Here is a 19,636-nt window from a genome sequence, read left to right as displayed (position 1 = left end):
GGCTTAAACCTCCCTTGAAACGATGCGTGCAGCAAACAAATAAGCCCCGGCGAGAACAACTAAACGGACCCAGCTGAGGGAGTCGCAGGCCTTAGAAAACTCCATGTCAATGCTGTGACCAGAGACTGCAAATTGATAATCAGGAAGGCATTTGCCAGCGGAACCGCCGCCAGAAGTAGACGACTGAAACTGAGAAAGAAGGCCAGTTACTTTGCCGTCGAGCTCAGTTTGGTGGGCATCTAAGTCTGCATAGGCGGCATCTGTTTTTGCATCAGACTGAGCCTGTTCTTGATCAGTGGGACCGGCCATTAACTTGCAAGTATCAATGTGCGCTTGCTTGAGGATTGCGCACTGAAAAGGATCGCCGTCACAATCTGGTGGAGCTTCACAATCGTCAGTGGTCGAAGCGGTACCATCACCGCCCTCTCCTTCGCCATCACCATTGCCATTGCCGCTTGAACCATTGCCGGAATTACCAGAACCAGCGTTTGGATTAGTTTCGACACCTCCGCCATTTGGAGTACAAGAACCGGTGCAGCTACTGCCAGAACTTGTGCCGCCGCTGGGTTTGGTCGTGTTATGGCTGACGGTAGTTGAGGTTTGAGTAGTACAGGTTTTGACGTCAGTACAAACAGTGTTGGAAGAATCCTTAACAGTAGTAACTTTAACGCTGCCGTCAGAAAGCGTCTCGGAAGTGGCAGTTATAGTAGTTTTAACACCGTTAGAATAAGGCGGTTTAGTGACGCATTTATAAGCACCATTAACAGTGCCACACTGCTGAGTGCCCTCCTTCGTGGTTTCCTTTGTTTGGGTACAGGTAGTGCCACCAGTGCCATTGCCAATAGGCGTGCATCCTTCTTCCTTTGACTCAGTTTTAGGTTCCTTGACGGGACATTTGCCGTTAGGACAAAGTGCGTCTGCTGCGTCTTTTGTACCTTGAGAGTTAATCTCGCCAGTAAATGAACCCATGACGTTGCAACTAACAGCACCGGAAACGTTGATAGTGCACTCAGACGAACTAACTGTTTTTACTTGGCAGTTAATACCTGAATCGGCAAAAGTCGGAGGCGCAACAGCTTGACCAGATGAACTAATATTGCCAGCCACGGTGTACGCCGTCGGAGTTGCAAATGTGTTGCCCATATATTTACAGCTTGCTTCAAGACCTGCGTCGTAAAACTTTTCGCACTTGCCGGAAGACGGGTCCCAAATGAAAGGATTTTCGGATGTGGCTCCGGTTTGATTCTCGCACTTTTCGCCTGGCGCTTTAACAACGAGTGAGGGACATTCGCCGGTATCTGGATTAAAGGGCCCGGTGTCAGGCGGGCACTCTTGACCCATACGAGTAGATTCGCCACTCTGCCAAGGAAAATCAGGGCCGCCGTCCAAACTATTTACAGTGTACATACACTGAAAATAAATACCGCCTGCCTGAGAAATGGCGCGACTGAAGGTCATTGTTTGACCGGGGCCCCACGTGCCTCCGTCGATAGTTCTACAGGCCGCAGCGGGAGTTGGATGCGGTCCATTGTTACCGCGCCAATATGTATATGGAGCAGCAGTAGCGAACATGGAAAATGAAAGGCAGCCGACAAGAACAGCGGCTTTTAAGCGTGTAATTAAACCCACGGCTGCACACTCGCTAAAGATAAAGGATGCGGGACGAATAACGGCATGCCTCATGCTTCGGCATTGCCTTATATTGTCCCTTTCTGAATAAAAAACGCCCCGCTAATTAGCCAGGGCGTTACTGCGTCGCAAGTAAGCGTTCAGCCCTGTTAGAACGCCGAACGAATGTACTTGAAGGTTTTGATGATGACGATGACACCGAGCACGGCGGTGCCAATGAGCGCAGCAGCTGGGCCTGCTTCGGTGATAGACGCGACCACTGGAGCCACGTCGAAGGCTGCTTGCGAGGCGCCTGCAGCAGTAAGCAGCGCAGTAGCGGAGGCGATTTTACCAGTGTTACCGAGGATTACTTTTTTCATGGGTATTGCTCCTGTGTTGGCTGAATGCCAGTTGTGTTGTTACTGTTCTATTGCTTTTTTTAACAGTGCGAAAATGATAATGATGCAGATCAAGCCAGCAATCGCACCAAACACTTCGTCGTACTGATCTTTTGTCATCCCCAAGCTATCAGCTTGAAGAACTGAACTTGATATTTCCTCGTAAACGCAATCGCTTGGAGTGGCACCGCCCGGAGCAAATCCGCTTTTGCAAACTACTATCCAGACTTTATCAGGGAGCGCCATACGATTAAGCCGCCGAGACTTTTGGTTGCTGGGTCATACGGCGACCTTGGCGAGGGTCGACAGTGAGTGCAAAATTCTTAGCGCGCTCATCTGGGATCAAATCGCACTCATACATTCCGGGCTGCGGAACTTGCTGTTGGGTTTCAGCGAAAAACATATTCTTAGTAGGGTACGGAGCAGGAGGAACGAAAACATAAGCTTCGAACATGCAGAATGGTTTGCCGGAGGCAGTAGAAGTGCCGGAACGAGTGATGCCGGTAACTTGGACTCGAACGACTGTTTTTTCGTCAGACATGGTTAGTACCTTCTATTCAATGAATGCTTAGGCTTGTGCCCAATTGTTAAATGCTCTTCTGAGCAGGTTTTAGTAACCCATCCATTCAGCAACGGAACAGGTTCCTGATTCTTCAAAATCTTTAGTCCAAATTTTTTCAGGCTTTATGCCCTGCTCTTTTCGCTCTTCAATAACTTTGATGGTTGCCGCAACTGAATCAGCTAGTACCGGGTTCAAAAACGCAGCTCTACACCGGTCCTGGAACTCCTGTTGCCGCTGCTGACCTTTGCTTATTGCCGTTCCTTGAAGACTATTAATCATGAACGAGCCAACCTACCAAGAGTTTTTATGAGGATTACAGCACCAATGAAAAGAAAAATAGTCTCCATCAATGGGGCCATCATTACGCAGCAAGCCTCAAATGCGTCGGGCGTTTATACCAATTTGGCGGAGCGATACTTTTAACCGGATTGATTTCACGCATCTCTCGTATGAATACATTACTAAACGTAGTCAGATCGCATGCATTGCGAATATTAATGCCGATACGATTGAGTCTAGCTGCGTGAGTCTCAAACGACCTCTGAGAACAAACGATTTCCATGCCATGCATCCAAAGATGGGCGTAAGACGCAGTCACGTTTGCTGCTCGTGGAGTGTCACAAATGTTTTCTAGCAGTAATTGCTGAGCAATGCTTGCCATATCCATTTTAGTCACCTTTAAGCGTTCGTCGACGCTAAGAAACTCTTTATGCAGAGATTGATATTCGCCTTCATCAAAGAGGCCCCAATAACATAGCTTTTCACGGCTTAAAAATTCACTTTTTAGTTCTTGTTCTAAACGAACAATGCCAACATCCACGGCGTATTGATAAATGTCCTGAGCGTATTTGAGCTCTGAGGAATCTTCTCCGAAAAAACGTTTAACTTTGGGGAGATGATGCTTGTAAATTTCGAATGCCTTGTCGTATGCCTTGCGATATTGAAGACGAACGCCCTTCCCGCTTCCACTAGTTGTCCAATCTACAGAGCGGCCATTTGGAAATAGTCGACCGATAGAATGGCCTATTCGTTGAGACGCCAGTCCTCGCAAGTAGGGGATTTCGTTGCCCTTCCCTACTGAGATATTTGTTGTGAGGTCGACTCGATGAATACAGCAACCGTCCGCCCAAATATGTGAAGCTTTCGCGCCCGATTCACCCTGGCGTACCTCAAACCGCGTGCAACGGGTGAAAGAAGGAAGCCCGTACTGTGCAAGAAGCTCGTTGTAAACGGAGATGCACTGCTCAAGGGTTTCAAAACCCCAGAGGTTGTCATGACGATTGAGACGCGAAGGATTGCCATCGATTGTGATTTTCCGGCCTTGGACGTGAATTTGTACGGTTGAACTGTGGCTTCCCTGGTGCTTAACGGATCGATAGCTGGTGCTCAAGACTTCGCCGGTCAGGGTATCAATGGCCTTGAACGCGGTATCTGAGATAACCGGAAGGTCAAAATCATGTTCCTGTGAAACCTTGAGCCAGTCGATGAACATCTATAAATCCGTCAAGGGGGATGAACTTGACCTTTAAGGTACGAGATCATGCACCATTTGGTCAAGCACGATCTTACACCTTATGGTGTCGTATCATGACGGTGTAAATGCATACAGGAGATAAGGTGATGGAAGAAATTGGCAATGAGAGTGACCTAACGATGACCATCGGTGAAAACCTACGCAAAGCCAGAGAGGCTGCGGGTTTGACGCAACATAAGGCATGGGAAGCGGCGGGAATATCTGAGTCCTCATACAAGGGATATGAGGCGGGAAAGGCGACTCCACCAGGGGACAAGATCGCAACCCTTGCTAAGATTTTCGGAGTTTCAACCGACGAACTGCTGTTGGACGAGTCGGAACGTACAAACTCTGCAGAATTTAGCGCCATATGGAGAAGACTGGATTTGCTGCCTGTAGAGCTACAGCAGCAGGCCAAGGTTGCGATGAGAGGCGTGCTAATGGGCATCGAGCAGGAAGCTTTAAGGCGAGCGGGTTGATGCCGGCACCGAAGTTAGTTGCGGTAAAGTGGGGGTGTAACAGCACCCCCACTCGCTTAGCTCAAAAATCGACGGAGGCGAAATGCTGGCAAAATGGATTTTCGTGCTGATGATCGATGGAAAAGTCACAGAGACGCAGATGCATCCCTCAGAGGGCAAGTGCCAGATTGAGTTGGTGAAAATCGTTCCACTATTACGAGCACAGGGGCTGAACGCCTTTGGGGCTTGCTACATCAGGGCAACCGATTTGCGCTGAAAAAATGGACCTACCGGGACCTGTCCGCCGATGGTGCTGGACGTCACGTGACCGCGCTGGCTCCGCTTTGAGATCGAGTAACAAGCCTTTGGGCAGAACATGGCGCGAAGTGCCACCACAGCGATCCTAGAGGCTTTGGACGCGAAAGAACCCTCAGTGATTTAACGATCGCTGGGGGTTTTTTGTTGGGCGAAAGAAAGGCCGGCGTTGCCGGGTATCGGCGCGGATGTTGATTAGCCTGGCTGCCGATCGGCGAGGCGCCTAATGCCCTGCGGGCAGGTCGAGGTATGGCGGGTTTAGAGGTTCAGAATGGCTGCGCAAGCGTCCTGCAGGGCTTGTAAACGCTGGTCAAAATCGGAGGTTTCTCGATCAATTTCAGCGAGTCTAGAGCGCATTTTTCTGGCTTCAGCTATGACGCGGGGATAGTCGGCAAGGACATATGAAACAGCATCGAGAGGATCGCGGGACGGAGCGTAAAGCGTGGCATCGCGAATGAGGTGATCGGGAATCTGGAGAGTGGTTCGCATAATGGCCGTTACATTAAACGACCCATGGTGGCCAAGCCAGTTTCCATAGGCCGTTCAACGTAACGCCCGTCATTATGCGTAACCATTGGTTAACGCTTTGCCCTGGTGATACGCTTCTTTTAAGCACCGAATGATCTAACACGACTAAACAGTTATTTAGTTTAGTTATATCTGAGGGCTACTTGGCAATGCCGGTTTTCCGCTCCGTGTGTGAGTTATCAGCCACCACGGTGAATCCTGCCCCTAGATTAGTTTCTGCTCGGGTTACGGGCTGAGCTGTTGGCTGCTCGCTCGATTGCGACTGTTGCTCCTGCGCGCGTTGGTTACGACTGGTAAACCATGGATCAAAGGCGCCATGAATGACGAACACCAGGCACGCACTTTTAGGGACATCAATAGGCGTTCCCTGCTGGGTGTAACAGTTACAGGAGCCGCGGGATTCGGAACTCATGCAGGCAGCCACACGAGGAAAATCGGTTGGTGCTGTGAGCTGGTCATAGACCGGCGCTGTATACAGATTGCCAGCCATACGCGGCTTGATAGTTTCCTCGGTCCAGACCGGCTTATTTTCTGCTGATGGAATGCCAAATGACCTTGGCGCCGGGACCGCTGGAGCTTCCTTTGAGACCGTGGTTGCCACAGCTTCAAGCGGGGTTTCAGGCTCAGATCCTGTGTAATGCATCACGTATTTGATGACGAAGTAAAAGCAGATCAGGCACAGCAATATTGCGGCACCGAGCACGGCAATAGTCTTCAACGGTGGTCGTGCTTTGTGCGTGTCCAAGACCGTTGATGTGTATAGATCGAAGACTTTTTTATCAGTCTTCACCATCTGGCTCTGGCCAAGGTTTCGAGCCGTTTTAGAAGCTGGATCGGTCTGAACAGATTCCCAGGTGTAACGCATCGAACGCCCAAGGTTGTACGGGCGATGATAATTGACGTGCGGTTGTACGAGCTTTCGAGCGAATGGATGAAGAAATCCGGGTGCCTGAGTGATGAAAATCAAGTCTTTACCGGAATGCCGGTGGATGGCGAAATCTTGCACCCATTGAGGCGCTTCACGTCCGATATCGGTCCCGCAATACCGCTGGACTTCATCGCAAAGAATGACAGAGCCCTCTGGCAATTCCTGCCATTTGTCGATGTGTTCAATCTCAGTGACGCCGTGATCAGCAGGTATGAAACCCTTGATAGGCGTGCAGAATTTGGGGCGCGAGGCGTAATCCTTGTTCTGCAAAAAATCCCACAGCTCATTGGAAGTTTTTCCTGCACCAGGTAAACCGGTAACGAGCTTAAGCATTAGATTTACTCCCGGCACGCTGGTAGGCAGCCTTGGCGACCTTGATTCCTACTGCCATCGCGTAAGCAGCGAAAATGACAGAGATCGCATCGAAAATGCCGACGAAGCGGAAAAAATTGACAGCGTCAGCAGGCATGCCGTTGAGTCTTTGTATGATCTGGTTTTGCAGGTAGTTAAAGATCGGCATAAGCACTGTTGTAGAGACTGCAGCTGTTCCAGCAACCGCCAGGAGACGGGGAAGAATCCAACCAGCGACCGCAGTTATAGCGGAAATCAATACTTGAAACATGGCTTAAACCTCCCTTGAAACGATGCGTGCAGCAAACAAATAAGCCCCGGCGAGAACAACTAAACGGACCCAGCTGAGGGAGTCGCAGGCCTTAGAAAACTCCATGTCAATGCTGTGACCAGAGACTGCAAATTGATAATCAGGAAGGCATTTGCCAGCGGAACCGCCGCCAGAAGTAGACGACTGAAACTGAGAAAGAAGGCCAGTTACTTTGCCGTCGAGCTCAGTTTGGTGGGCATCTAAGTCTGCATAGGCGGCATCTGTTTTTGCATCAGACTGAGCCTGTTCTTGATCAGTGGGACCGGCCATTAACTTGCAAGTATCAATGTGCGCTTGCTTGAGGATTGCGCACTGAAAAGGATCGCCGTCACAATCTGGTGGAGCTTCACAATCGTCAGTGGTCGAAGCGGTACCATCACCGCCCTCTCCTTCGCCATCACCATTGCCATTGCCGCTTGAACCATTGCCGGAATTACCAGAACCAGCGTTTGGATTAGTTTCGACACCTCCGCCATTTGGAGTACAAGAACCGGTGCAGCTACTGCCAGAACTTGTGCCGCCGCTGGGTTTGGTCGTGTTATGGCTGACGGTAGTTGAGGTTTGAGTAGTACAGGTTTTGACGTCAGTACAAACAGTGTTGGAAGAATCCTTAACAGTAGTAACTTTAACGCTGCCGTCAGAAAGCGTCTCGGAAGTGGCAGTTATAGTAGTTTTAACACCGTTAGAATAAGGCGGTTTAGTGACGCATTTATAAGCACCATTAACAGTGCCACACTGCTGAGTGCCCTCCTTCGTGGTTTCCTTTGTTTGGGTACAGGTAGTGCCACCAGTGCCATTGCCAATAGGCGTGCATCCTTCTTCCTTTGACTCAGTTTTAGGTTCCTTGACGGGACATTTGCCGTTAGGACAAAGTGCGTCTGCTGCGTCTTTTGTACCTTGAGAGTTAATCTCGCCAGTAAATGAACCCATGACGTTGCAACTAACAGCACCGGAAACGTTGATAGTGCACTCAGACGAACTAACTGTTTTTACTTGGCAGTTAATACCTGAATCGGCAAAAGTCGGAGGCGCAACAGCTTGACCAGATGAACTAATATTGCCAGCCACGGTGTACGCCGTCGGAGTTGCAAATGTGTTGCCCATATATTTACAGCTTGCTTCAAGACCTGCGTCGTAAAACTTTTCGCACTTGCCGGAAGACGGGTCCCAAATGAAAGGATTTTCGGATGTGGCTCCGGTTTGATTCTCGCACTTTTCGCCTGGCGCTTTAACAACGAGTGAGGGACATTCGCCGGTATCTGGATTAAAGGGCCCGGTGTCAGGCGGGCACTCTTGACCCATACGAGTAGATTCGCCACTCTGCCAAGGAAAATCAGGGCCGCCGTCCAAACTATTTACAGTGTACATACACTGAAAATAAATACCGCCTGCCTGAGAAATGGCGCGACTGAAGGTCATTGTTTGACCGGGGCCCCACGTGCCTCCGTCGATAGTTCTACAGGCCGCAGCGGGAGTTGGATGCGGTCCATTGTTACCGCGCCAATATGTATATGGAGCAGCAGTAGCGAACATGGAAAATGAAAGGCAGCCGACAAGAACAGCGGCTTTTAAGCGTGTAATTAAACCCACGGCTGCACACTCGCTAAAGATAAAGGATGCGGGACGAATAACGGCATGCCTCATGCTTCGGCATTGCCTTATATTGTCCCTTTCTGAATAAAAAACGCCCCGCTAATTAGCCAGGGCGTTACTGCGTCGCAAGTAAGCGTTCAGCCCTGTTAGAACGCCGAACGAATGTACTTGAAGGTTTTGATGATGACGATGACACCGAGCACGGCGGTGCCAATGAGCGCAGCAGCTGGGCCTGCTTCGGTGATAGACGCGACCACTGGAGCCACGTCGAAGGCTGCTTGCGAGGCGCCTGCAGCAGTAAGCAGCGCAGTAGCGGAGGCGATTTTACCAGTGTTACCGAGGATTACTTTTTTCATGGGTATTGCTCCTGTGTTGGCTGAATGCCAGTTGTGTTGTTACTGTTCTATTGCTTTTTTTAACAGTGCGAAAATGATAATGATGCAGATCAAGCCAGCAATCGCACCAAACACTTCGTCGTACTGATCTTTTGTCATCCCCAAGCTATCAGCTTGAAGAACTGAACTTGATATTTCCTCGTAAACGCAATCGCTTGGAGTGGCACCGCCCGGAGCAAATCCGCTTTTGCAAACTACTATCCAGACTTTATCAGGGAGCGCCATACGATTAAGCCGCCGAGACTTTTGGTTGCTGGGTCATACGGCGACCTTGGCGAGGGTCGACAGTGAGTGCAAAATTCTTAGCGCGCTCATCTGGGATCAAATCGCACTCATACATTCCGGGCTGCGGAACTTGCTGTTGGGTTTCAGCGAAAAACATATTCTTAGTAGGGTACGGAGCAGGAGGAACGAAAACATAAGCTTCGAACATGCAGAATGGTTTGCCGGAGGCAGTAGAAGTGCCGGAACGAGTGATGCCGGTAACTTGGACTCGAACGACTGTTTTTTCGTCAGACATGGTTAGTACCTTCTATTCAATGAATGCTTAGGCTTGTGCCCAATTGTTAAATGCTCTTCTGAGCAGGTTTTAGTAACCCATCCATTCAGCAACGGAACAGGTTCCTGATTCTTCAAAATCTTTAGTCCAAATTTTTTCAGGCTTTATGCCCTGCTCTTTTCGCTCTTCAATAACTTTGATGGTTGCCGCAACTGAATCAGCTAGTACCGGGTTCAAAAACGCAGCTCTACACCGGTCCTGGAACTCCTGTTGCCGCTGCTGACCTTTGCTTATTGCCGTTCCTTGAAGACTATTAATCATGAACGAGCCAACCTACCAAGAGTTTTTATGAGGATTACAGCACCAATGAAAAGAAAAATAGTCTCCATCAATGGGGCCATCATTACGCAGCAAGCCTCAAATGCGTCGGGCGTTTATACCAATTTGGCGGAGCGATACTTTTAACCGGATTGATTTCACGCATCTCTCGTATGAATACATTACTAAACGTAGTCAGATCGCATGCATTGCGAATATTAATGCCGATACGATTGAGTCTAGCTGCGTGAGTCTCAAACGACCTCTGAGAACAAACGATTTCCATGCCATGCATCCAAAGATGGGCGTAAGACGCAGTCACGTTTGCTGCTCGTGGAGTGTCACAAATGTTTTCTAGCAGTAATTGCTGAGCAATGCTTGCCATATCCATTTTAGTCACCTTTAAGCGTTCGTCGACGCTAAGAAACTCTTTATGCAGAGATTGATATTCGCCTTCATCAAAGAGGCCCCAATAACATAGCTTTTCACGGCTTAAAAATTCACTTTTTAGTTCTTGTTCTAAACGAACAATGCCAACATCCACGGCGTATTGATAAATGTCCTGAGCGTATTTGAGCTCTGAGGAATCTTCTCCGAAAAAACGTTTAACTTTGGGGAGATGATGCTTGTAAATTTCGAATGCCTTGTCGTATGCCTTGCGATATTGAAGACGAACGCCCTTCCCGCTTCCACTAGTTGTCCAATCTACAGAGCGGCCATTTGGAAATAGTCGACCGATAGAATGGCCTATTCGTTGAGACGCCAGTCCTCGCAAGTAGGGGATTTCGTTGCCCTTCCCTACTGAGATATTTGTTGTGAGGTCGACTCGATGAATACAGCAACCGTCCGCCCAAATATGTGAAGCTTTCGCGCCCGATTCACCCTGGCGTACCTCAAACCGCGTGCAACGGGTGAAAGAAGGAAGCCCGTACTGTGCAAGAAGCTCGTTGTAAACGGAGATGCACTGCTCAAGGGTTTCAAAACCCCAGAGGTTGTCATGACGATTGAGACGCGAAGGATTGCCATCGATTGTGATTTTCCGGCCTTGGACGTGAATTTGTACGGTTGAACTGTGGCTTCCCTGGTGCTTAACGGATCGATAGCTGGTGCTCAAGACTTCGCCGGTCAGGGTATCAATGGCCTTGAACGCGGTATCTGAGATAACCGGAAGGTCAAAATCATGTTCCTGTGAAACCTTGAGCCAGTCGATGAACATCTATAAATCCGTCAAGGGGGATGAACTTGACCTTTAAGGTACGAGATCATGCACCATTTGGTCAAGCACGATCTTACACCTTATGGTGTCGTATCATGACGGTGTAAATGCATACAGGAGATAAGGTGATGGAAGAAATTGGCAATGAGAGTGACCTAACGATGACCATCGGTGAAAACCTACGCAAAGCCAGAGAGGCTGCGGGTTTGACGCAACATAAGGCATGGGAAGCGGCGGGAATATCTGAGTCCTCATACAAGGGATATGAGGCGGGAAAGGCGACTCCACCAGGGGACAAGATCGCAACCCTTGCTAAGATTTTCGGAGTTTCAACCGACGAACTGCTGTTGGACGAGTCGGAACGTACAAACTCTGCAGAATTTAGCGCCATATGGAGAAGACTGGATTTGCTGCCTGTAGAGCTACAGCAGCAGGCCAAGGTTGCGATGAGAGGCGTGCTAATGGGCATCGAGCAGGAAGCTTTAAGGCGAGCGGGTTGATGCCGGCACCGAAGTTAGTTGCGGTAAAGTGGGGGTGTAACAGCACCCCCACTCGCTTAGCTCAAAAATCGACGGAGGCGAAATGCTGGCAAAATGGATTTTCGTGCTGATGATCGATGGAAAAGTCACAGAGACGCAGATGCATCCCTCAGAGGGCAAGTGCCAGATTGAGTTGGTGAAAATCGTTCCACTATTACGAGCACAGGGGCTGAACGCCTTTGGGGCTTGCTACATCAGGGCAACCGATTTGCGCTGAAAAAATGGACCTACCGGGACCTGTCCGCCGATGGTGCTGGACGTCACGTGACCGCGCTGGCTCCGCTTTGAGATCGAGTAACAAGCCTTTGGGCAGAACATGGCGCGAAGTGCCACCACAGCGATCCTAGAGGCTTTGGACGCGAAAGAACCCTCAGTGATTTAACGATCGCTGGGGGTTTTTTGTTGGGCGAAAGAAAGGCCGGCGTTGCCGGGTATCGGCGCGGATGTTGATTAGCCTGGCTGCCGATCGGCGAGGCGCCTAATGCCCTGCGGGCAGGTCGAGGTATGGCGGGTTTAGAGGTTCAGAATGGCTGCGCAAGCGTCCTGCAGGGCTTGTAAACGCTGGTCAAAATCGGAGGTTTCTCGATCAATTTCAGCGAGTCTAGAGCGCATTTTTCTGGCTTCAGCTATGACGCGGGGATAGTCGGCAAGGACATATGAAACAGCATCGAGAGGATCGCGGGACGGAGCGTAAAGCGTGGCATCGCGAATGAGGTGATCGGGAATCTGGAGAGTGGTTCGCATAATGGCCGTTACATTAAACGACCCATGGTGGCCAAGCCAGTTTCCATAGGCCGTTCAACGTAACGCCCGTCATTATGCGTAACGATGGATTGCGCGGTTAGCCCGGTTGGGCGTGGATTTCGAGGTGGCCTTTTCTCGAATGTGGTCATTTGATCGTCGGGCTATTGGGACCGGTTCGGATGCTTGAGATCGGGTTTGCTTGTGTTGATCTTGAAGATGATTGCACCACAGCGTTTGCGCTTCGTTGTCCTCGACCTCGACCTCGACCTCGACTTGGTTTGGTCGGCGCTGCATTTCCCAGTTTGAAAATTTTTTGCTTGGTGGTTCAGTTGGTGCGGTATCTCAAAGTCAAAGTCAAAAGATCGCAGCCTTCGGCAGCTCCTACGGTGTTTACAATGTTTCGCGTGATCATGATGGAGATGGATTTTTGCCCCGGCTTGCTGTTGTCGAGATTTGAGCTCGCAGTGTTGACCCGTATTGAGGACGAGACCCATGGCCTGTTTGTTGACTGGCGTTATGGTCTGTCAGCCAACTGGCATTGATGTCGATTCGTGAAAAACGCCTATTTCCTTAACAAGCCGGAGAGTTAATTGGCCTGAGTGTGAGGTGCCTGAAGCGCTAAAACCATAATTTGGCGAGCAATCTTCCGCAAACCAGAGGTACAGCCCAGCATTCCAAGTGAACACTCGCTCTGGCTGTGATCTAGAATAAAAGACCTGCTCTATTGGACAGCCGAACGAAGGTAGAATTTAACTATACTAAATGTCTCTTTAGTTGAATTAGATTTTACCGCGTCCCAGATCACCTCCATCTCCGTCTTTGTCACACCGCAGGTTGATGGCAGGTCACGCAGTGAATCCCGCCACCACCCGCTGCAATCGCGTCAATGTTCAGCATCACCATCTCCCTGTCCGGATAAAGTCCGGACAGCAGTTCCAGTGCCTTCGCATCTGCGTTGTCGAGGTTGGCGATCACCACGCCCGGCTTGACGAAACGTGCGTAAAAATCCACGTGGGTCTCGGTGATGCCTTTGCCTTTGATGCCCGGTAGCCAGATGATTTTGCGTAAACCCAGGCGTTCGTTGAGCGCTTGTTCGACCTCGGCTTTGCTCCAGTCAGGGTTGCGGTTGGATTTGATCCAGCTGCTCTCGGTCATGATCCCGGTTCCATGGCCGTCCACTTCGATGGCACCGCCCTCTCCCACCAGTTCGCTGCGCAGATAGACAGCTTCGCTGGTTTGGGCGACAACAGCGGCTAGAATGGTTGCAAGCCAATCTGCAGGCGCCGGCTACCGCATCCGCTCGGTGCTGACCGCAGCCCGGGACATGACCAGTTCTTCGCCGCGCAGGCAGGTGGCGTAGTAGTCCTTGAGCGCTTCCTCCCAGCCAATGACTTCGTCCAGCAGGTGCTCGGCGTGTTCGCGGGTCAGGGCGAAGTGCGCGTGGTGGCTGAGCAGGTTGACGCGGCTGATCCTGGTGCCTTCGCGGCCCACCGCCATGGACAAGGTCTGGGCAGGTCCCTCATCGATAATCGGTAAAACGTCGTACATCGGTGACAGACGCCATTGCCCGCCAAGCCAGATGATCGAATGGTTGCGCGGATGATCGTCGCTGTTACCCACCAGAGCGTTGTAGCACATGCGTTTGAACAGCTCCTGCAGATCGCCGTCGGGCACGCCGCGCCGGCGCATTTCATCAGCCACCGAGGCGTAGCGCCAGTCACGGTGATACTGCTCGTTCCATTCGGAGTCAAGCAAGGTCAGCGCGCTGAGCATCGGGATGCGTCGGGCGCCGTCGGCCAGCGGGGTACGGTCGAAACGCTCGATCAGCAGCGTCGACGGTGATTCGGCGTGCAGTGCGGTGTTGGCCACGTTCAGCCCTTTCGACGCGGCAAAGGTCATGCAGGCGTATTCGATTGCAGGGAAATCATAGAGGTCAAAACGGTCGCGGGGCTTGGCCAGGATCAGCATTCCGCTGTCCTGCAAGGTGCGCTTGGGTCGTGCACCGCCCAGGGACGAGCGCTGCTGGCGGATGTTGAGCATGGCGATCGACTGCTCATCGAGCTGGCCGTCGTACACCGCTTCGCAGGCCTCGATAAACTTCCCCAGGCCTTTGAGCGTAGGCACCGGCCCTTCCCCCAATCCGGGCGCGGGCACAGTCGCAGTGCCAGCCAGGAGGTTGCCGACCCGGTCGTTGTTCGGCGACTTGAGCAGGAAATCGATAGGTGCCAGCACCTGCCCAAATGCACGCTGCAGCAGGCGCTCGCCCCAACCGTCCGGCATTGCGTCATTGACGAAGCCGGGGATGCCGCGGTTTTTACTGATGCCGGTATAGGCTTCGGTACGCAAGGGATAGTTGATCGGATCTGGCACCCAGCCGCCGCGCTCGACGTAGTCGGGGGCATAAATGAACTCGCCGAATTTACCCTGCAGCGTCACCCGGCCCAGGGTCAGCAGTTCACCGGTGTCCGGGTGCTCCATGTAGATATAGGCACGGGACATCAGAACTCCTCCGCCTTGGCTTTCGGCAGGCGCACGCGCTTGTTGGCGATGCTCTGGTAGGCATCCGCGTCAGTGACGTAGCGAGCAACCTGCGACGTGGTTTCCACCCCGTCCAGTGACGCAAAGACCGTCTCGTTGATCCCCAGGCGCCACAGCACCAACATGAATGAGCGAAGATCGACTGACTCCGAGCCATTTTCGATCTTGCGCAGGATGTGCTCGGAGATGCCCAATGCGGATTTGAGATCAGATTGACGCAGGCCCAGAGCCAGTCGCCGGGATTTCACCAGGAGACCTATCCTGCAGAGGGTATCGCTGCAGGCAACCGGAAAAAAGTCGTTCATAACATGCACCAATTGGAGCTTTAACCTTAATAAGGTTAACCATAGCATGCTTTATAAAATGTATTACAAATATAAAACGCACAGGAATCAGTATTAAACAGTCTTATGCTGGGTTTCGTTACAATTATCGACGTGCGGCATTGCTTGGAAAATTACCCCCATAGGTTCCTGGCGATCACCGCATCCTGTTGCCTTTGCTCAGCGTCGCTCTTGGAGCCTGCATTCCAGGCAACGTCTTGTGCACTTCCCGGCGGCGGTCGCAGTCTGTGTCTACTATAAAAGCCTGTGCGAGCTGACTTTCGATCACAGAACGAGAATCCCGATGACCAGGAGGATTGCAGGCATCGCCCCAAAGGCTGGATCGCCTGGCTGTCCGTGGTGCTGCCGATCTCCGATTAAACTGGATCGATCATGAAAACGCTCACGGTTATCTGCACCTGTCTGCTTGCCGCCAGCGCGGCGACAAGCCTCTGCGCCAGGGCTGCCACCCCTGCCCCCCTGTTTAAAACCAGCTTCGATTGCGCCAGCGCGAGTGCAACGGTGGAAAAGCTGATCTGTCGTGACGCGCAACTGGCGCGAATGGACCGTGAACTGGACCGTCTCTACCGCCTGGCGCTCACGGACGAACACTCGGTTCCGCCCCCGGGAAAAGTCAGCACCGACCAGCAAATCTGGACACTGACGCGCAATCAATGCTTCATCGAAGCGGATCCCAAGGCGTGTACGGTGAGCCGCTATGCCGAACGCGCCCATCAGTTGCGCCAGGGCTCTGCCATCGTCAGGACCAAGGACCCGGACCGGCTCACCGAAGGCCCGCTGGCGATTCGATGTGCGGGGCTTAATGCGCTGATCGCCGCTACCTGGTTCAACGCCGACCCCGGTGTGGTTTACCTGCGCTGGGCCAACTCGTCGATCACCCTGAGCCAGGAACCTGCGGGGACAGGTCGGCGCTACAGCGGCAAGGACAACACGGGTTACTTTAGTTTTTCGCAAACCGGTGATGATGTGCTATTCCAGAAGCCGGGCTCCGGGACACTGCGCTGCAAAATGGAGCCGACGGGGTGATGCACTATCTACTTCGGAAAGTCAGGGGGCGGGACGCGTGTATGGGTGATGCATTGAAGTGGCTGGTGTTGAGCGTAGTCATGCTGTTTCAAGCCAGCACCGCAGTGCTTTGGGCGGCGGAGGCGCCAAACCCGATCTCCGCAGTCCCGGGAGCGCCCTCATTTTCGGTGTCCCAAAGCGAGTTGCAGGACTTGCAGGTTCGCCTGGATCGCATCAAGCAGCAAGTCTCCCAGGCGAACAACCTGAGCCTGATGGTCGGCCTGCAGGATTCGGTGCAGCTGTATATCAATGACATCGACACCCTGCAGTCAACGCTGCTGCCCGAGCAGAAGCAGTTGCAGGCGCAACTGGACGTGCTGGGGCCGGTGTCGCCGGTCGAGGTCGGCGCAGAGAAGTCGGAAATCGCCATGCAACGCGCTGACCTGTCTGAGCAAAAGCGCCGGATCGACGCCAGCCTCACCACACTGGCAGCGCTCAGAGCCAGCGCCGCCGGGCTCATCCCGCAGATCGCCGGCATTCGCCGCAGCCTTCTGGAGAGCGAGGTCACCCTGCGCAGTGGCAGCATCCTGGGGCCGGAGTTCTGGTCGCCGTTGTTCAGCCCGCGCAAAGACGATCGCCAGCGCTTGAGCGAGTTCGTAGAGCAGGCCCAAGACGCCCTGGCAGTCGCCTGGCAACCGGGCAAACGTCTGGCTACCGTGTTGTTGGTGGTGCTGGCACTGGCAATCTGGAGCTGGGGCCGCAGGGTGGCTGATCGCGGACTGACCTGGCTGTGTATTCATCGCATGCCTGAAGGACGTTTGCGTCGCAGTTCGCTTGCCCTGGCTTCGGTGATCGCCACGGTGCTCGCTACCGCGCTGGCGATGCAGTTGCTGTTCTACGCACTCACCCGCCAGCTGCCGCTGACACCAATGCTGCAAAATTTCTCCGACGAGTTTGAAAAGCTGATTTATCTGTGCGTGATGATTACCGGGTTGAGCCGCGCGCTATTGTCGACCGAGCATCCGTCGTGGCGGCTGCCGACCATCTCCGACTCCGTGGCCCACGCACTCGAACCCTTTCCGCGGATAGTGGCCTGCACCCTGCTGGTATTGGTGGGCCTGGCGCAAATCAGCAATGTCAGCGGCATGAGCGCCTCGGCCATATTGCTGGGGCGCGGGGTGATTGCCCTGGTCGTCACCGTGCTGTTTGCGATGCTGTTTCGCCGCGCAAACAAAGCCCGCAGGGCCGTGGTGGTGGCCGGCGACTCACCGGAGGCCAGTACCACGCTGGCCGGGCTGATTTATTCCGCTGCCACCGTGGCCATGATCATTTCGCTGTTCGCCCTGCTGATCGGTTACGTGTCCCTGGCACGCTTCATCACCTATGAACTGGTCTGGGGCTTCCTCGTCCTCTGCGGTTTCTACCTGCTCATCCAGCTGCTCAAGGACAGCTTTGAATACCTGTTCTCCGCCAAGAGCGCGAGCGGCAAGGCGCTCAAACAATTGCTCGGCATCGGTGACACTCGTCTCGAGCAAATTTCCATCGTGCTGTCCGGTGTGGGCCGCGCCGCGTTGCTGTTGCTGGCGATCATTTCCATGTTCGTCGGTGGCGTCGGAGTCACGCTGGGGCAATTATTCAGCCAGGTGGTGGCTATCCTAGGTGGCGACGGCTTGCGCAAACTCAATGTGGTTCCGGCTCATTTGCTCAACGCGGTGCTGGCGCTGCTGATCGGCATCTACCTGATCCGCTCGCTGCGCCGCTGGCTGGATAACGAGTTCCTGCCCAAGACCAATATGGATCCGGGCATGTGCGCGTCCCTCAGCACGCTATTTGCCAACATCGGCTACGCGCTGGTGATCCTGCTGACGCTGTCGTCCCTGGGTATCCAGTGGACCAACCTGGCGTGGATCGTCAGCGCCCTGTCGGTGGGCATCGGTTTCGGTTTGCAGGAGATCGTGAAGAACTTCGTTTCCGGCCTGATTCTGCTGACCGAGCGCCCGGTAAAGGTAGGCGACCTGATCAGTATCAGCGGGGTCGAAGGCGATATTCGCCGGATCAACGTGCGGGCCACGGAAATTCAGCTCAGCGACCGCTCCATCGTCATCGTCCCCAACTCGCAGCTAATCTCGCAGAACCTGCGCAATGTGACCCTGGGCGGCAGCGCGCAGGGGGTGGCCAGCCTGGAGCTGACCTTTCCGCTGGACATTGACCCCGAGCAAGTCAAGAACCTGCTGTACGACACCTACTGCGAGCACGAAACCATTCTCGACAAGCCTGCGCCGATGGTGCGCTTCAGCAAGCTCAGCCCCGAGGGCATCACGCTGACCGTCACGGGTTACGTCAGCAGCCCGAGGATCGTCGCCGCGACCAAGAGTGATCTGTTGTTCGAGATACTGAAGCGGTTAGGCGCGGCGGGAATCGCGTTGGCCACACCTGCGCCGACAGTCTGATTGGGATAAAGATACGCCTGCGAAAAACAGCGGGAGCGAGCGCCCTCGCCACAGGAATTGGCAGACACAGGATCATCCAGTTGCGCGGTGGTTTCGGCCACTGCGCTTGAGCGTCTCGCTCGGCAGTTCCTTGAACAACGCACGGTAGCTGCTGGAAAACCGCCCCAGATGCCAGAACGACCACTTCATCGCGACCTCGGCCACGGTAGTGTCAATGGGTCTGCACCCGAGCAGTTCGCGGTGCGCACTGTTCAGTCGGCGCAAGCGCAGCCAGTGGGTGGGCGTCATGCCGGTGTAGGCCTTGAACGCGTGCTGGACCTGGCGCAACGACACCCCGGCAACCTGGGCAAGTTGCAGCAGGTTGAGGGTTTCCTCCGGCGAGTCCGCTGCCCACTCACCAATGCGCTTCATCACCGCCCGTTCCTCGGTGCGGCGCTGCAGACCACCGTGATCCAGGCACACACTGGCATTGTCGAGCAGATAGAGGCAGTCCTCGAGCAACTGTTGGGTCAGGGCTTCCCTGCTGGGTGGATCGATTGTCTGTGTCAGCTGGGTCAAGGTGCTGCTGAGCCAGCGACTGAACAAGGCGTTCTGTCCTGAATTCAACGGCGCCAGGAACAGACCCTCGAGCCTGGCAACGTCCAGGCCGTGACGTCGCACGAAGTCCGGACCGAACACCACGGCGATTTCCTGGTAGTTCTCCGGGGTGATCCAGATGTTGCGGCTCTCGCCATTGAGCACATACAACGCGTTGTCACTGCGATCGAAACAGAACGCCAGCGCCCCCTGGGGCGCACTGAAATTCTGCTCGACCCGGGTGTTCATCTGCTCTTCGTAAATCTCCACGCCCTGCAGGTCCAGGTAACGCACGCGCCCGGCGAAATGCCCCGGTGACATCTGCTGGTATTGCTGCACCCACCCGGGCGTGGCGCGGATCTGTTCGGCCACATCTTCGGTGTTGAACGCTTGGACTTGTAACGGGCTGGACGCTGTCATGGGTGAACCTTACGCACTCGTTTGGTGC

26 protein-coding genes and 1 pseudogene are annotated in these 19,636 nt (G+C 53.3%); 7 read left to right on the top strand and 20 right to left on the bottom strand.

Annotated elements, in window-relative coordinates; translation table 11 throughout:
* Positions 1–3: 3 nt before the first annotated feature.
* The 6 genes from IMW75_RS11055 to IMW75_RS11030 form a co-directional block, all read right to left on the bottom strand.
* The gene (locus tag IMW75_RS11055) at positions 4–1,458 is read right to left on the bottom strand and encodes a virulence factor TspB C-terminal domain-related protein (protein WP_205892624.1); all 1,455 of its coding nucleotides are present in this window, start codon (positions 1,456–1,458) and stop codon (positions 4–6) included.
* A gap of 320 nt (positions 1,459–1,778) precedes the next feature.
* The gene (locus IMW75_RS11050) at positions 1,779–1,988 is read right to left on the bottom strand and encodes a major capsid protein (protein WP_205892623.1); all 210 of its coding nucleotides are present in this window, start codon (positions 1,986–1,988) and stop codon (positions 1,779–1,781) included.
* 39 nt (positions 1,989–2,027) lie between these two features.
* A complete protein-coding gene (locus IMW75_RS11045) occupies positions 2,028–2,252 on the bottom strand; it encodes a hypothetical protein (RefSeq protein ID WP_205892622.1) in 225 nt (74 codons plus the stop codon).
* A 4-nt stretch (positions 2,253–2,256) separates the two neighbouring features.
* On the bottom strand, positions 2,257–2,547 hold the full coding sequence (locus tag IMW75_RS11040; protein ID WP_205892621.1) for a propanediol utilization protein: 291 nt from the start codon (positions 2,545–2,547) through the stop codon (positions 2,257–2,259).
* A gap of 69 nt (positions 2,548–2,616) precedes the next feature.
* Complete coding sequence (locus IMW75_RS11035; RefSeq protein ID WP_205892620.1) at positions 2,617–2,847, bottom strand: hypothetical protein; 231 nt, start codon at positions 2,845–2,847, stop codon at positions 2,617–2,619.
* A gap of 82 nt (positions 2,848–2,929) precedes the next feature.
* A complete protein-coding gene (locus IMW75_RS11030) occupies positions 2,930–4,060 on the bottom strand; it encodes a phage/plasmid replication domain-containing protein (protein ID WP_205892619.1) in 1,131 nt (376 codons plus the stop codon).
* Positions 4,061–4,188: 128 nt separating this feature from the next.
* Between IMW75_RS11030 and IMW75_RS11025 the strand changes: the two genes are divergently transcribed.
* Both IMW75_RS11025 and IMW75_RS11020 read left to right on the top strand, forming a co-directional pair.
* Positions 4,189–4,560, top strand: coding sequence for a helix-turn-helix domain-containing protein (locus tag IMW75_RS11025; RefSeq protein ID WP_205892618.1), 372 nt, complete (start codon positions 4,189–4,191; stop codon positions 4,558–4,560).
* 82 nt (positions 4,561–4,642) lie between these two features.
* Positions 4,643–4,816: a hypothetical protein gene (locus IMW75_RS11020; protein ID WP_205892617.1), complete on the top strand. Its 174-nt coding sequence runs from the start codon at positions 4,643–4,645 to the stop codon at positions 4,814–4,816.
* Between the two features lie 296 nt (positions 4,817–5,112).
* Here the strand turns inward: IMW75_RS11020 and IMW75_RS11015 are convergent, their stop codons facing one another.
* From IMW75_RS11015 to IMW75_RS10975, 9 genes are all read right to left on the bottom strand, one after another.
* A complete protein-coding gene (locus tag IMW75_RS11015) occupies positions 5,113–5,343 on the bottom strand; it encodes a hypothetical protein (RefSeq protein ID WP_205892616.1) in 231 nt (76 codons plus the stop codon).
* Between the two features lie 178 nt (positions 5,344–5,521).
* Positions 5,522–6,643, bottom strand: coding sequence for a zonular occludens toxin domain-containing protein (locus tag IMW75_RS11010; RefSeq protein ID WP_205892626.1), 1,122 nt, complete (start codon positions 6,641–6,643; stop codon positions 5,522–5,524).
* Positions 6,636–6,932 carry a DUF2523 family protein gene (locus IMW75_RS11005; protein WP_205892625.1) on the bottom strand — a complete coding sequence of 99 codons (297 nt, stop codon included), beginning with the start codon at positions 6,930–6,932 and terminating at the stop codon, positions 6,636–6,638. Before IMW75_RS11005 ends, IMW75_RS11010 begins: the two co-directional genes overlap by 8 nt.
* A 3-nt stretch (positions 6,933–6,935) precedes the next feature.
* The gene (locus tag IMW75_RS11000) at positions 6,936–8,390 is read right to left on the bottom strand and encodes a virulence factor TspB C-terminal domain-related protein (RefSeq protein ID WP_205892624.1); all 1,455 of its coding nucleotides are present in this window, start codon (positions 8,388–8,390) and stop codon (positions 6,936–6,938) included.
* A gap of 320 nt (positions 8,391–8,710) precedes the next feature.
* On the bottom strand, positions 8,711–8,920 hold the full coding sequence (locus tag IMW75_RS10995) for a major capsid protein (RefSeq protein WP_205892623.1): 210 nt from the start codon (positions 8,918–8,920) through the stop codon (positions 8,711–8,713).
* Positions 8,921–8,959: 39 nt separating this feature from the next.
* A complete protein-coding gene (locus IMW75_RS10990; RefSeq protein ID WP_205892622.1) occupies positions 8,960–9,184 on the bottom strand; it encodes a hypothetical protein in 225 nt (74 codons plus the stop codon).
* A gap of 4 nt (positions 9,185–9,188) precedes the next feature.
* Positions 9,189–9,479 carry a propanediol utilization protein gene (locus IMW75_RS10985; protein ID WP_205892621.1) on the bottom strand — a complete coding sequence of 97 codons (291 nt, stop codon included), beginning with the start codon at positions 9,477–9,479 and terminating at the stop codon, positions 9,189–9,191.
* A gap of 69 nt (positions 9,480–9,548) precedes the next feature.
* Positions 9,549–9,779: a hypothetical protein gene (locus IMW75_RS10980; RefSeq protein ID WP_205892620.1), complete on the bottom strand. Its 231-nt coding sequence runs from the start codon at positions 9,777–9,779 to the stop codon at positions 9,549–9,551.
* 82 nt (positions 9,780–9,861) lie between these two features.
* Positions 9,862–10,992 carry a phage/plasmid replication domain-containing protein gene (locus IMW75_RS10975; protein ID WP_205892619.1) on the bottom strand — a complete coding sequence of 377 codons (1,131 nt, stop codon included), beginning with the start codon at positions 10,990–10,992 and terminating at the stop codon, positions 9,862–9,864.
* Positions 10,993–11,120: 128 nt separating this feature from the next.
* Here IMW75_RS10975 and IMW75_RS10970 point away from each other — a divergent pair, with 128 nt between their 5' ends.
* Both IMW75_RS10970 and IMW75_RS10965 read left to right on the top strand, forming a co-directional pair.
* The gene (locus IMW75_RS10970) at positions 11,121–11,492 is read left to right on the top strand and encodes a helix-turn-helix domain-containing protein (protein ID WP_205892618.1); all 372 of its coding nucleotides are present in this window, start codon (positions 11,121–11,123) and stop codon (positions 11,490–11,492) included.
* An 82-nt stretch (positions 11,493–11,574) separates the two neighbouring features.
* On the top strand, positions 11,575–11,748 hold the full coding sequence (locus IMW75_RS10965; protein WP_205892617.1) for a hypothetical protein: 174 nt from the start codon (positions 11,575–11,577) through the stop codon (positions 11,746–11,748).
* A 296-nt stretch (positions 11,749–12,044) separates the two neighbouring features.
* On the opposite strand, the gene IMW75_RS10960 is transcribed toward IMW75_RS10965, so the two are convergent.
* A complete protein-coding gene (locus tag IMW75_RS10960; protein WP_205892616.1) occupies positions 12,045–12,275 on the bottom strand; it encodes a hypothetical protein in 231 nt (76 codons plus the stop codon).
* Positions 12,276–12,670: 395 nt separating this feature from the next.
* On the opposite strand from IMW75_RS10960, the gene IMW75_RS10955 reads away from it, so the two are divergent.
* Entirely contained in the window at positions 12,671–12,817 is a 147-nt protein-coding gene (locus tag IMW75_RS10955) for a hypothetical protein (RefSeq protein ID WP_205892615.1), read from the top strand.
* Positions 12,818–13,097: 280 nt separating this feature from the next.
* Here the strand turns inward: IMW75_RS10955 and IMW75_RS10950 are convergent.
* From IMW75_RS10950 to IMW75_RS10940, 3 genes and pseudogenes are all read right to left on the bottom strand, one after another.
* Positions 13,098–13,532, bottom strand: a pseudogene (locus IMW75_RS10950) (agmatine deiminase family protein); the annotation flags it as partial.
* A 30-nt stretch (positions 13,533–13,562) separates the two neighbouring features.
* Positions 13,563–14,774, bottom strand: a complete 1,212-nt coding sequence (locus IMW75_RS10945) for a type II toxin-antitoxin system HipA family toxin (RefSeq protein ID WP_045058410.1) — start codon at positions 14,772–14,774, stop codon at positions 13,563–13,565.
* Positions 14,774–15,118: a helix-turn-helix domain-containing protein gene (locus tag IMW75_RS10940; protein WP_205892614.1), complete on the bottom strand. Its 345-nt coding sequence runs from the start codon at positions 15,116–15,118 to the stop codon at positions 14,774–14,776. The genes IMW75_RS10945 and IMW75_RS10940 overlap by 1 nt, the downstream gene beginning before the upstream one ends.
* Before the next feature lie 411 nt (positions 15,119–15,529).
* Between IMW75_RS10940 and IMW75_RS10935 the strand changes: the two genes are divergently transcribed.
* Both IMW75_RS10935 and IMW75_RS10930 read left to right on the top strand, forming a co-directional pair.
* Positions 15,530–16,183 (top strand): MliC family protein, encoded by a 654-nt coding sequence (locus IMW75_RS10935; protein ID WP_205892613.1) that lies wholly within the window; start codon positions 15,530–15,532, stop codon positions 16,181–16,183.
* A gap of 41 nt (positions 16,184–16,224) precedes the next feature.
* On the top strand, positions 16,225–18,612 hold the full coding sequence (locus tag IMW75_RS10930) for a DUF3772 domain-containing protein (RefSeq protein WP_205892612.1): 2,388 nt from the start codon (positions 16,225–16,227) through the stop codon (positions 18,610–18,612).
* 72 nt (positions 18,613–18,684) lie between these two features.
* On the opposite strand, the gene IMW75_RS10925 is transcribed toward IMW75_RS10930, so the two are convergent.
* Positions 18,685–19,608, bottom strand: coding sequence for a helix-turn-helix domain-containing protein (locus IMW75_RS10925; RefSeq protein WP_205892611.1), 924 nt, complete (start codon positions 19,606–19,608; stop codon positions 18,685–18,687).
* Positions 19,609–19,636: the final 28 nt, after the last annotated feature.

The organism is Pseudomonas gregormendelii (genome assembly GCF_017114825.1).
Lineage (GTDB): Bacteria > Pseudomonadota > Gammaproteobacteria > Pseudomonadales > Pseudomonadaceae > Aquipseudomonas > Aquipseudomonas gregormendelii.
The sequence above is the reverse complement of the archived record's forward strand: the minus strand, read 5'-3'. Positions and strand labels throughout refer to the sequence as shown.

What these genes read in the sequence shown, in the direction of transcription:
- IMW75_RS11030 (WP_205892619.1), bottom strand. Translation starts at nt 4,060, where the DNA reads ATGTTCATCGACTGGCTCAAGGTTTCACAGGAACATGATTTTGACCTT.
- IMW75_RS10985 (WP_205892621.1), bottom strand. Translation starts at nt 9,479, where the DNA reads ATGTCTGACGAAAAAACAGTCGTTCGAGTCCAAGTTACCGGCATCACT.
- IMW75_RS10925 (WP_205892611.1), bottom strand. Translation starts at nt 19,608, where the DNA reads ATGACAGCGTCCAGCCCGTTACAAGTCCAAGCGTTCAACACCGAAGAT.
- IMW75_RS10935 (WP_205892613.1), top strand. Translation starts at nt 15,530, where the DNA reads ATGAAAACGCTCACGGTTATCTGCACCTGTCTGCTTGCCGCCAGCGCG.
- IMW75_RS11040 (WP_205892621.1), bottom strand. Translation starts at nt 2,547, where the DNA reads ATGTCTGACGAAAAAACAGTCGTTCGAGTCCAAGTTACCGGCATCACT.
- IMW75_RS11010 (WP_205892626.1), bottom strand. Translation starts at nt 6,643, where the DNA reads ATGCTTAAGCTCGTTACCGGTTTACCTGGTGCAGGAAAAACTTCCAAT.
- IMW75_RS11025 (WP_205892618.1), top strand. Translation starts at nt 4,189, where the DNA reads ATGGAAGAAATTGGCAATGAGAGTGACCTAACGATGACCATCGGTGAA.
- IMW75_RS11055 (WP_205892624.1), bottom strand. Translation starts at nt 1,458, where the DNA reads ATGACCTTCAGTCGCGCCATTTCTCAGGCAGGCGGTATTTATTTTCAG.
- IMW75_RS10940 (WP_205892614.1), bottom strand. Translation starts at nt 15,118, where the DNA reads ATGAACGACTTTTTTCCGGTTGCCTGCAGCGATACCCTCTGCAGGATA.
- IMW75_RS11000 (WP_205892624.1), bottom strand. Translation starts at nt 8,390, where the DNA reads ATGACCTTCAGTCGCGCCATTTCTCAGGCAGGCGGTATTTATTTTCAG.
- IMW75_RS10990 (WP_205892622.1), bottom strand. Translation starts at nt 9,184, where the DNA reads ATGGCGCTCCCTGATAAAGTCTGGATAGTAGTTTGCAAAAGCGGATTT.
- IMW75_RS11045 (WP_205892622.1), bottom strand. Translation starts at nt 2,252, where the DNA reads ATGGCGCTCCCTGATAAAGTCTGGATAGTAGTTTGCAAAAGCGGATTT.
- IMW75_RS10955 (WP_205892615.1), top strand. Translation starts at nt 12,671, where the DNA reads ATGTTTCGCGTGATCATGATGGAGATGGATTTTTGCCCCGGCTTGCTG.
- IMW75_RS10970 (WP_205892618.1), top strand. Translation starts at nt 11,121, where the DNA reads ATGGAAGAAATTGGCAATGAGAGTGACCTAACGATGACCATCGGTGAA.
- IMW75_RS10975 (WP_205892619.1), bottom strand. Translation starts at nt 10,992, where the DNA reads ATGTTCATCGACTGGCTCAAGGTTTCACAGGAACATGATTTTGACCTT.
- IMW75_RS11035 (WP_205892620.1), bottom strand. Translation starts at nt 2,847, where the DNA reads ATGATTAATAGTCTTCAAGGAACGGCAATAAGCAAAGGTCAGCAGCGG.
- IMW75_RS10965 (WP_205892617.1), top strand. Translation starts at nt 11,575, where the DNA reads ATGCTGGCAAAATGGATTTTCGTGCTGATGATCGATGGAAAAGTCACA.
- IMW75_RS10960 (WP_205892616.1), bottom strand. Translation starts at nt 12,275, where the DNA reads ATGCGAACCACTCTCCAGATTCCCGATCACCTCATTCGCGATGCCACG.
- IMW75_RS10945 (WP_045058410.1), bottom strand. Translation starts at nt 14,774, where the DNA reads ATGTCCCGTGCCTATATCTACATGGAGCACCCGGACACCGGTGAACTG.
- IMW75_RS11020 (WP_205892617.1), top strand. Translation starts at nt 4,643, where the DNA reads ATGCTGGCAAAATGGATTTTCGTGCTGATGATCGATGGAAAAGTCACA.
- IMW75_RS10995 (WP_205892623.1), bottom strand. Translation starts at nt 8,920, where the DNA reads ATGAAAAAAGTAATCCTCGGTAACACTGGTAAAATCGCCTCCGCTACT.
- IMW75_RS10930 (WP_205892612.1), top strand. Translation starts at nt 16,225, where the DNA reads ATGGGTGATGCATTGAAGTGGCTGGTGTTGAGCGTAGTCATGCTGTTT.
- IMW75_RS11050 (WP_205892623.1), bottom strand. Translation starts at nt 1,988, where the DNA reads ATGAAAAAAGTAATCCTCGGTAACACTGGTAAAATCGCCTCCGCTACT.
- IMW75_RS11005 (WP_205892625.1), bottom strand. Translation starts at nt 6,932, where the DNA reads ATGTTTCAAGTATTGATTTCCGCTATAACTGCGGTCGCTGGTTGGATT.
- IMW75_RS11015 (WP_205892616.1), bottom strand. Translation starts at nt 5,343, where the DNA reads ATGCGAACCACTCTCCAGATTCCCGATCACCTCATTCGCGATGCCACG.
- IMW75_RS10980 (WP_205892620.1), bottom strand. Translation starts at nt 9,779, where the DNA reads ATGATTAATAGTCTTCAAGGAACGGCAATAAGCAAAGGTCAGCAGCGG.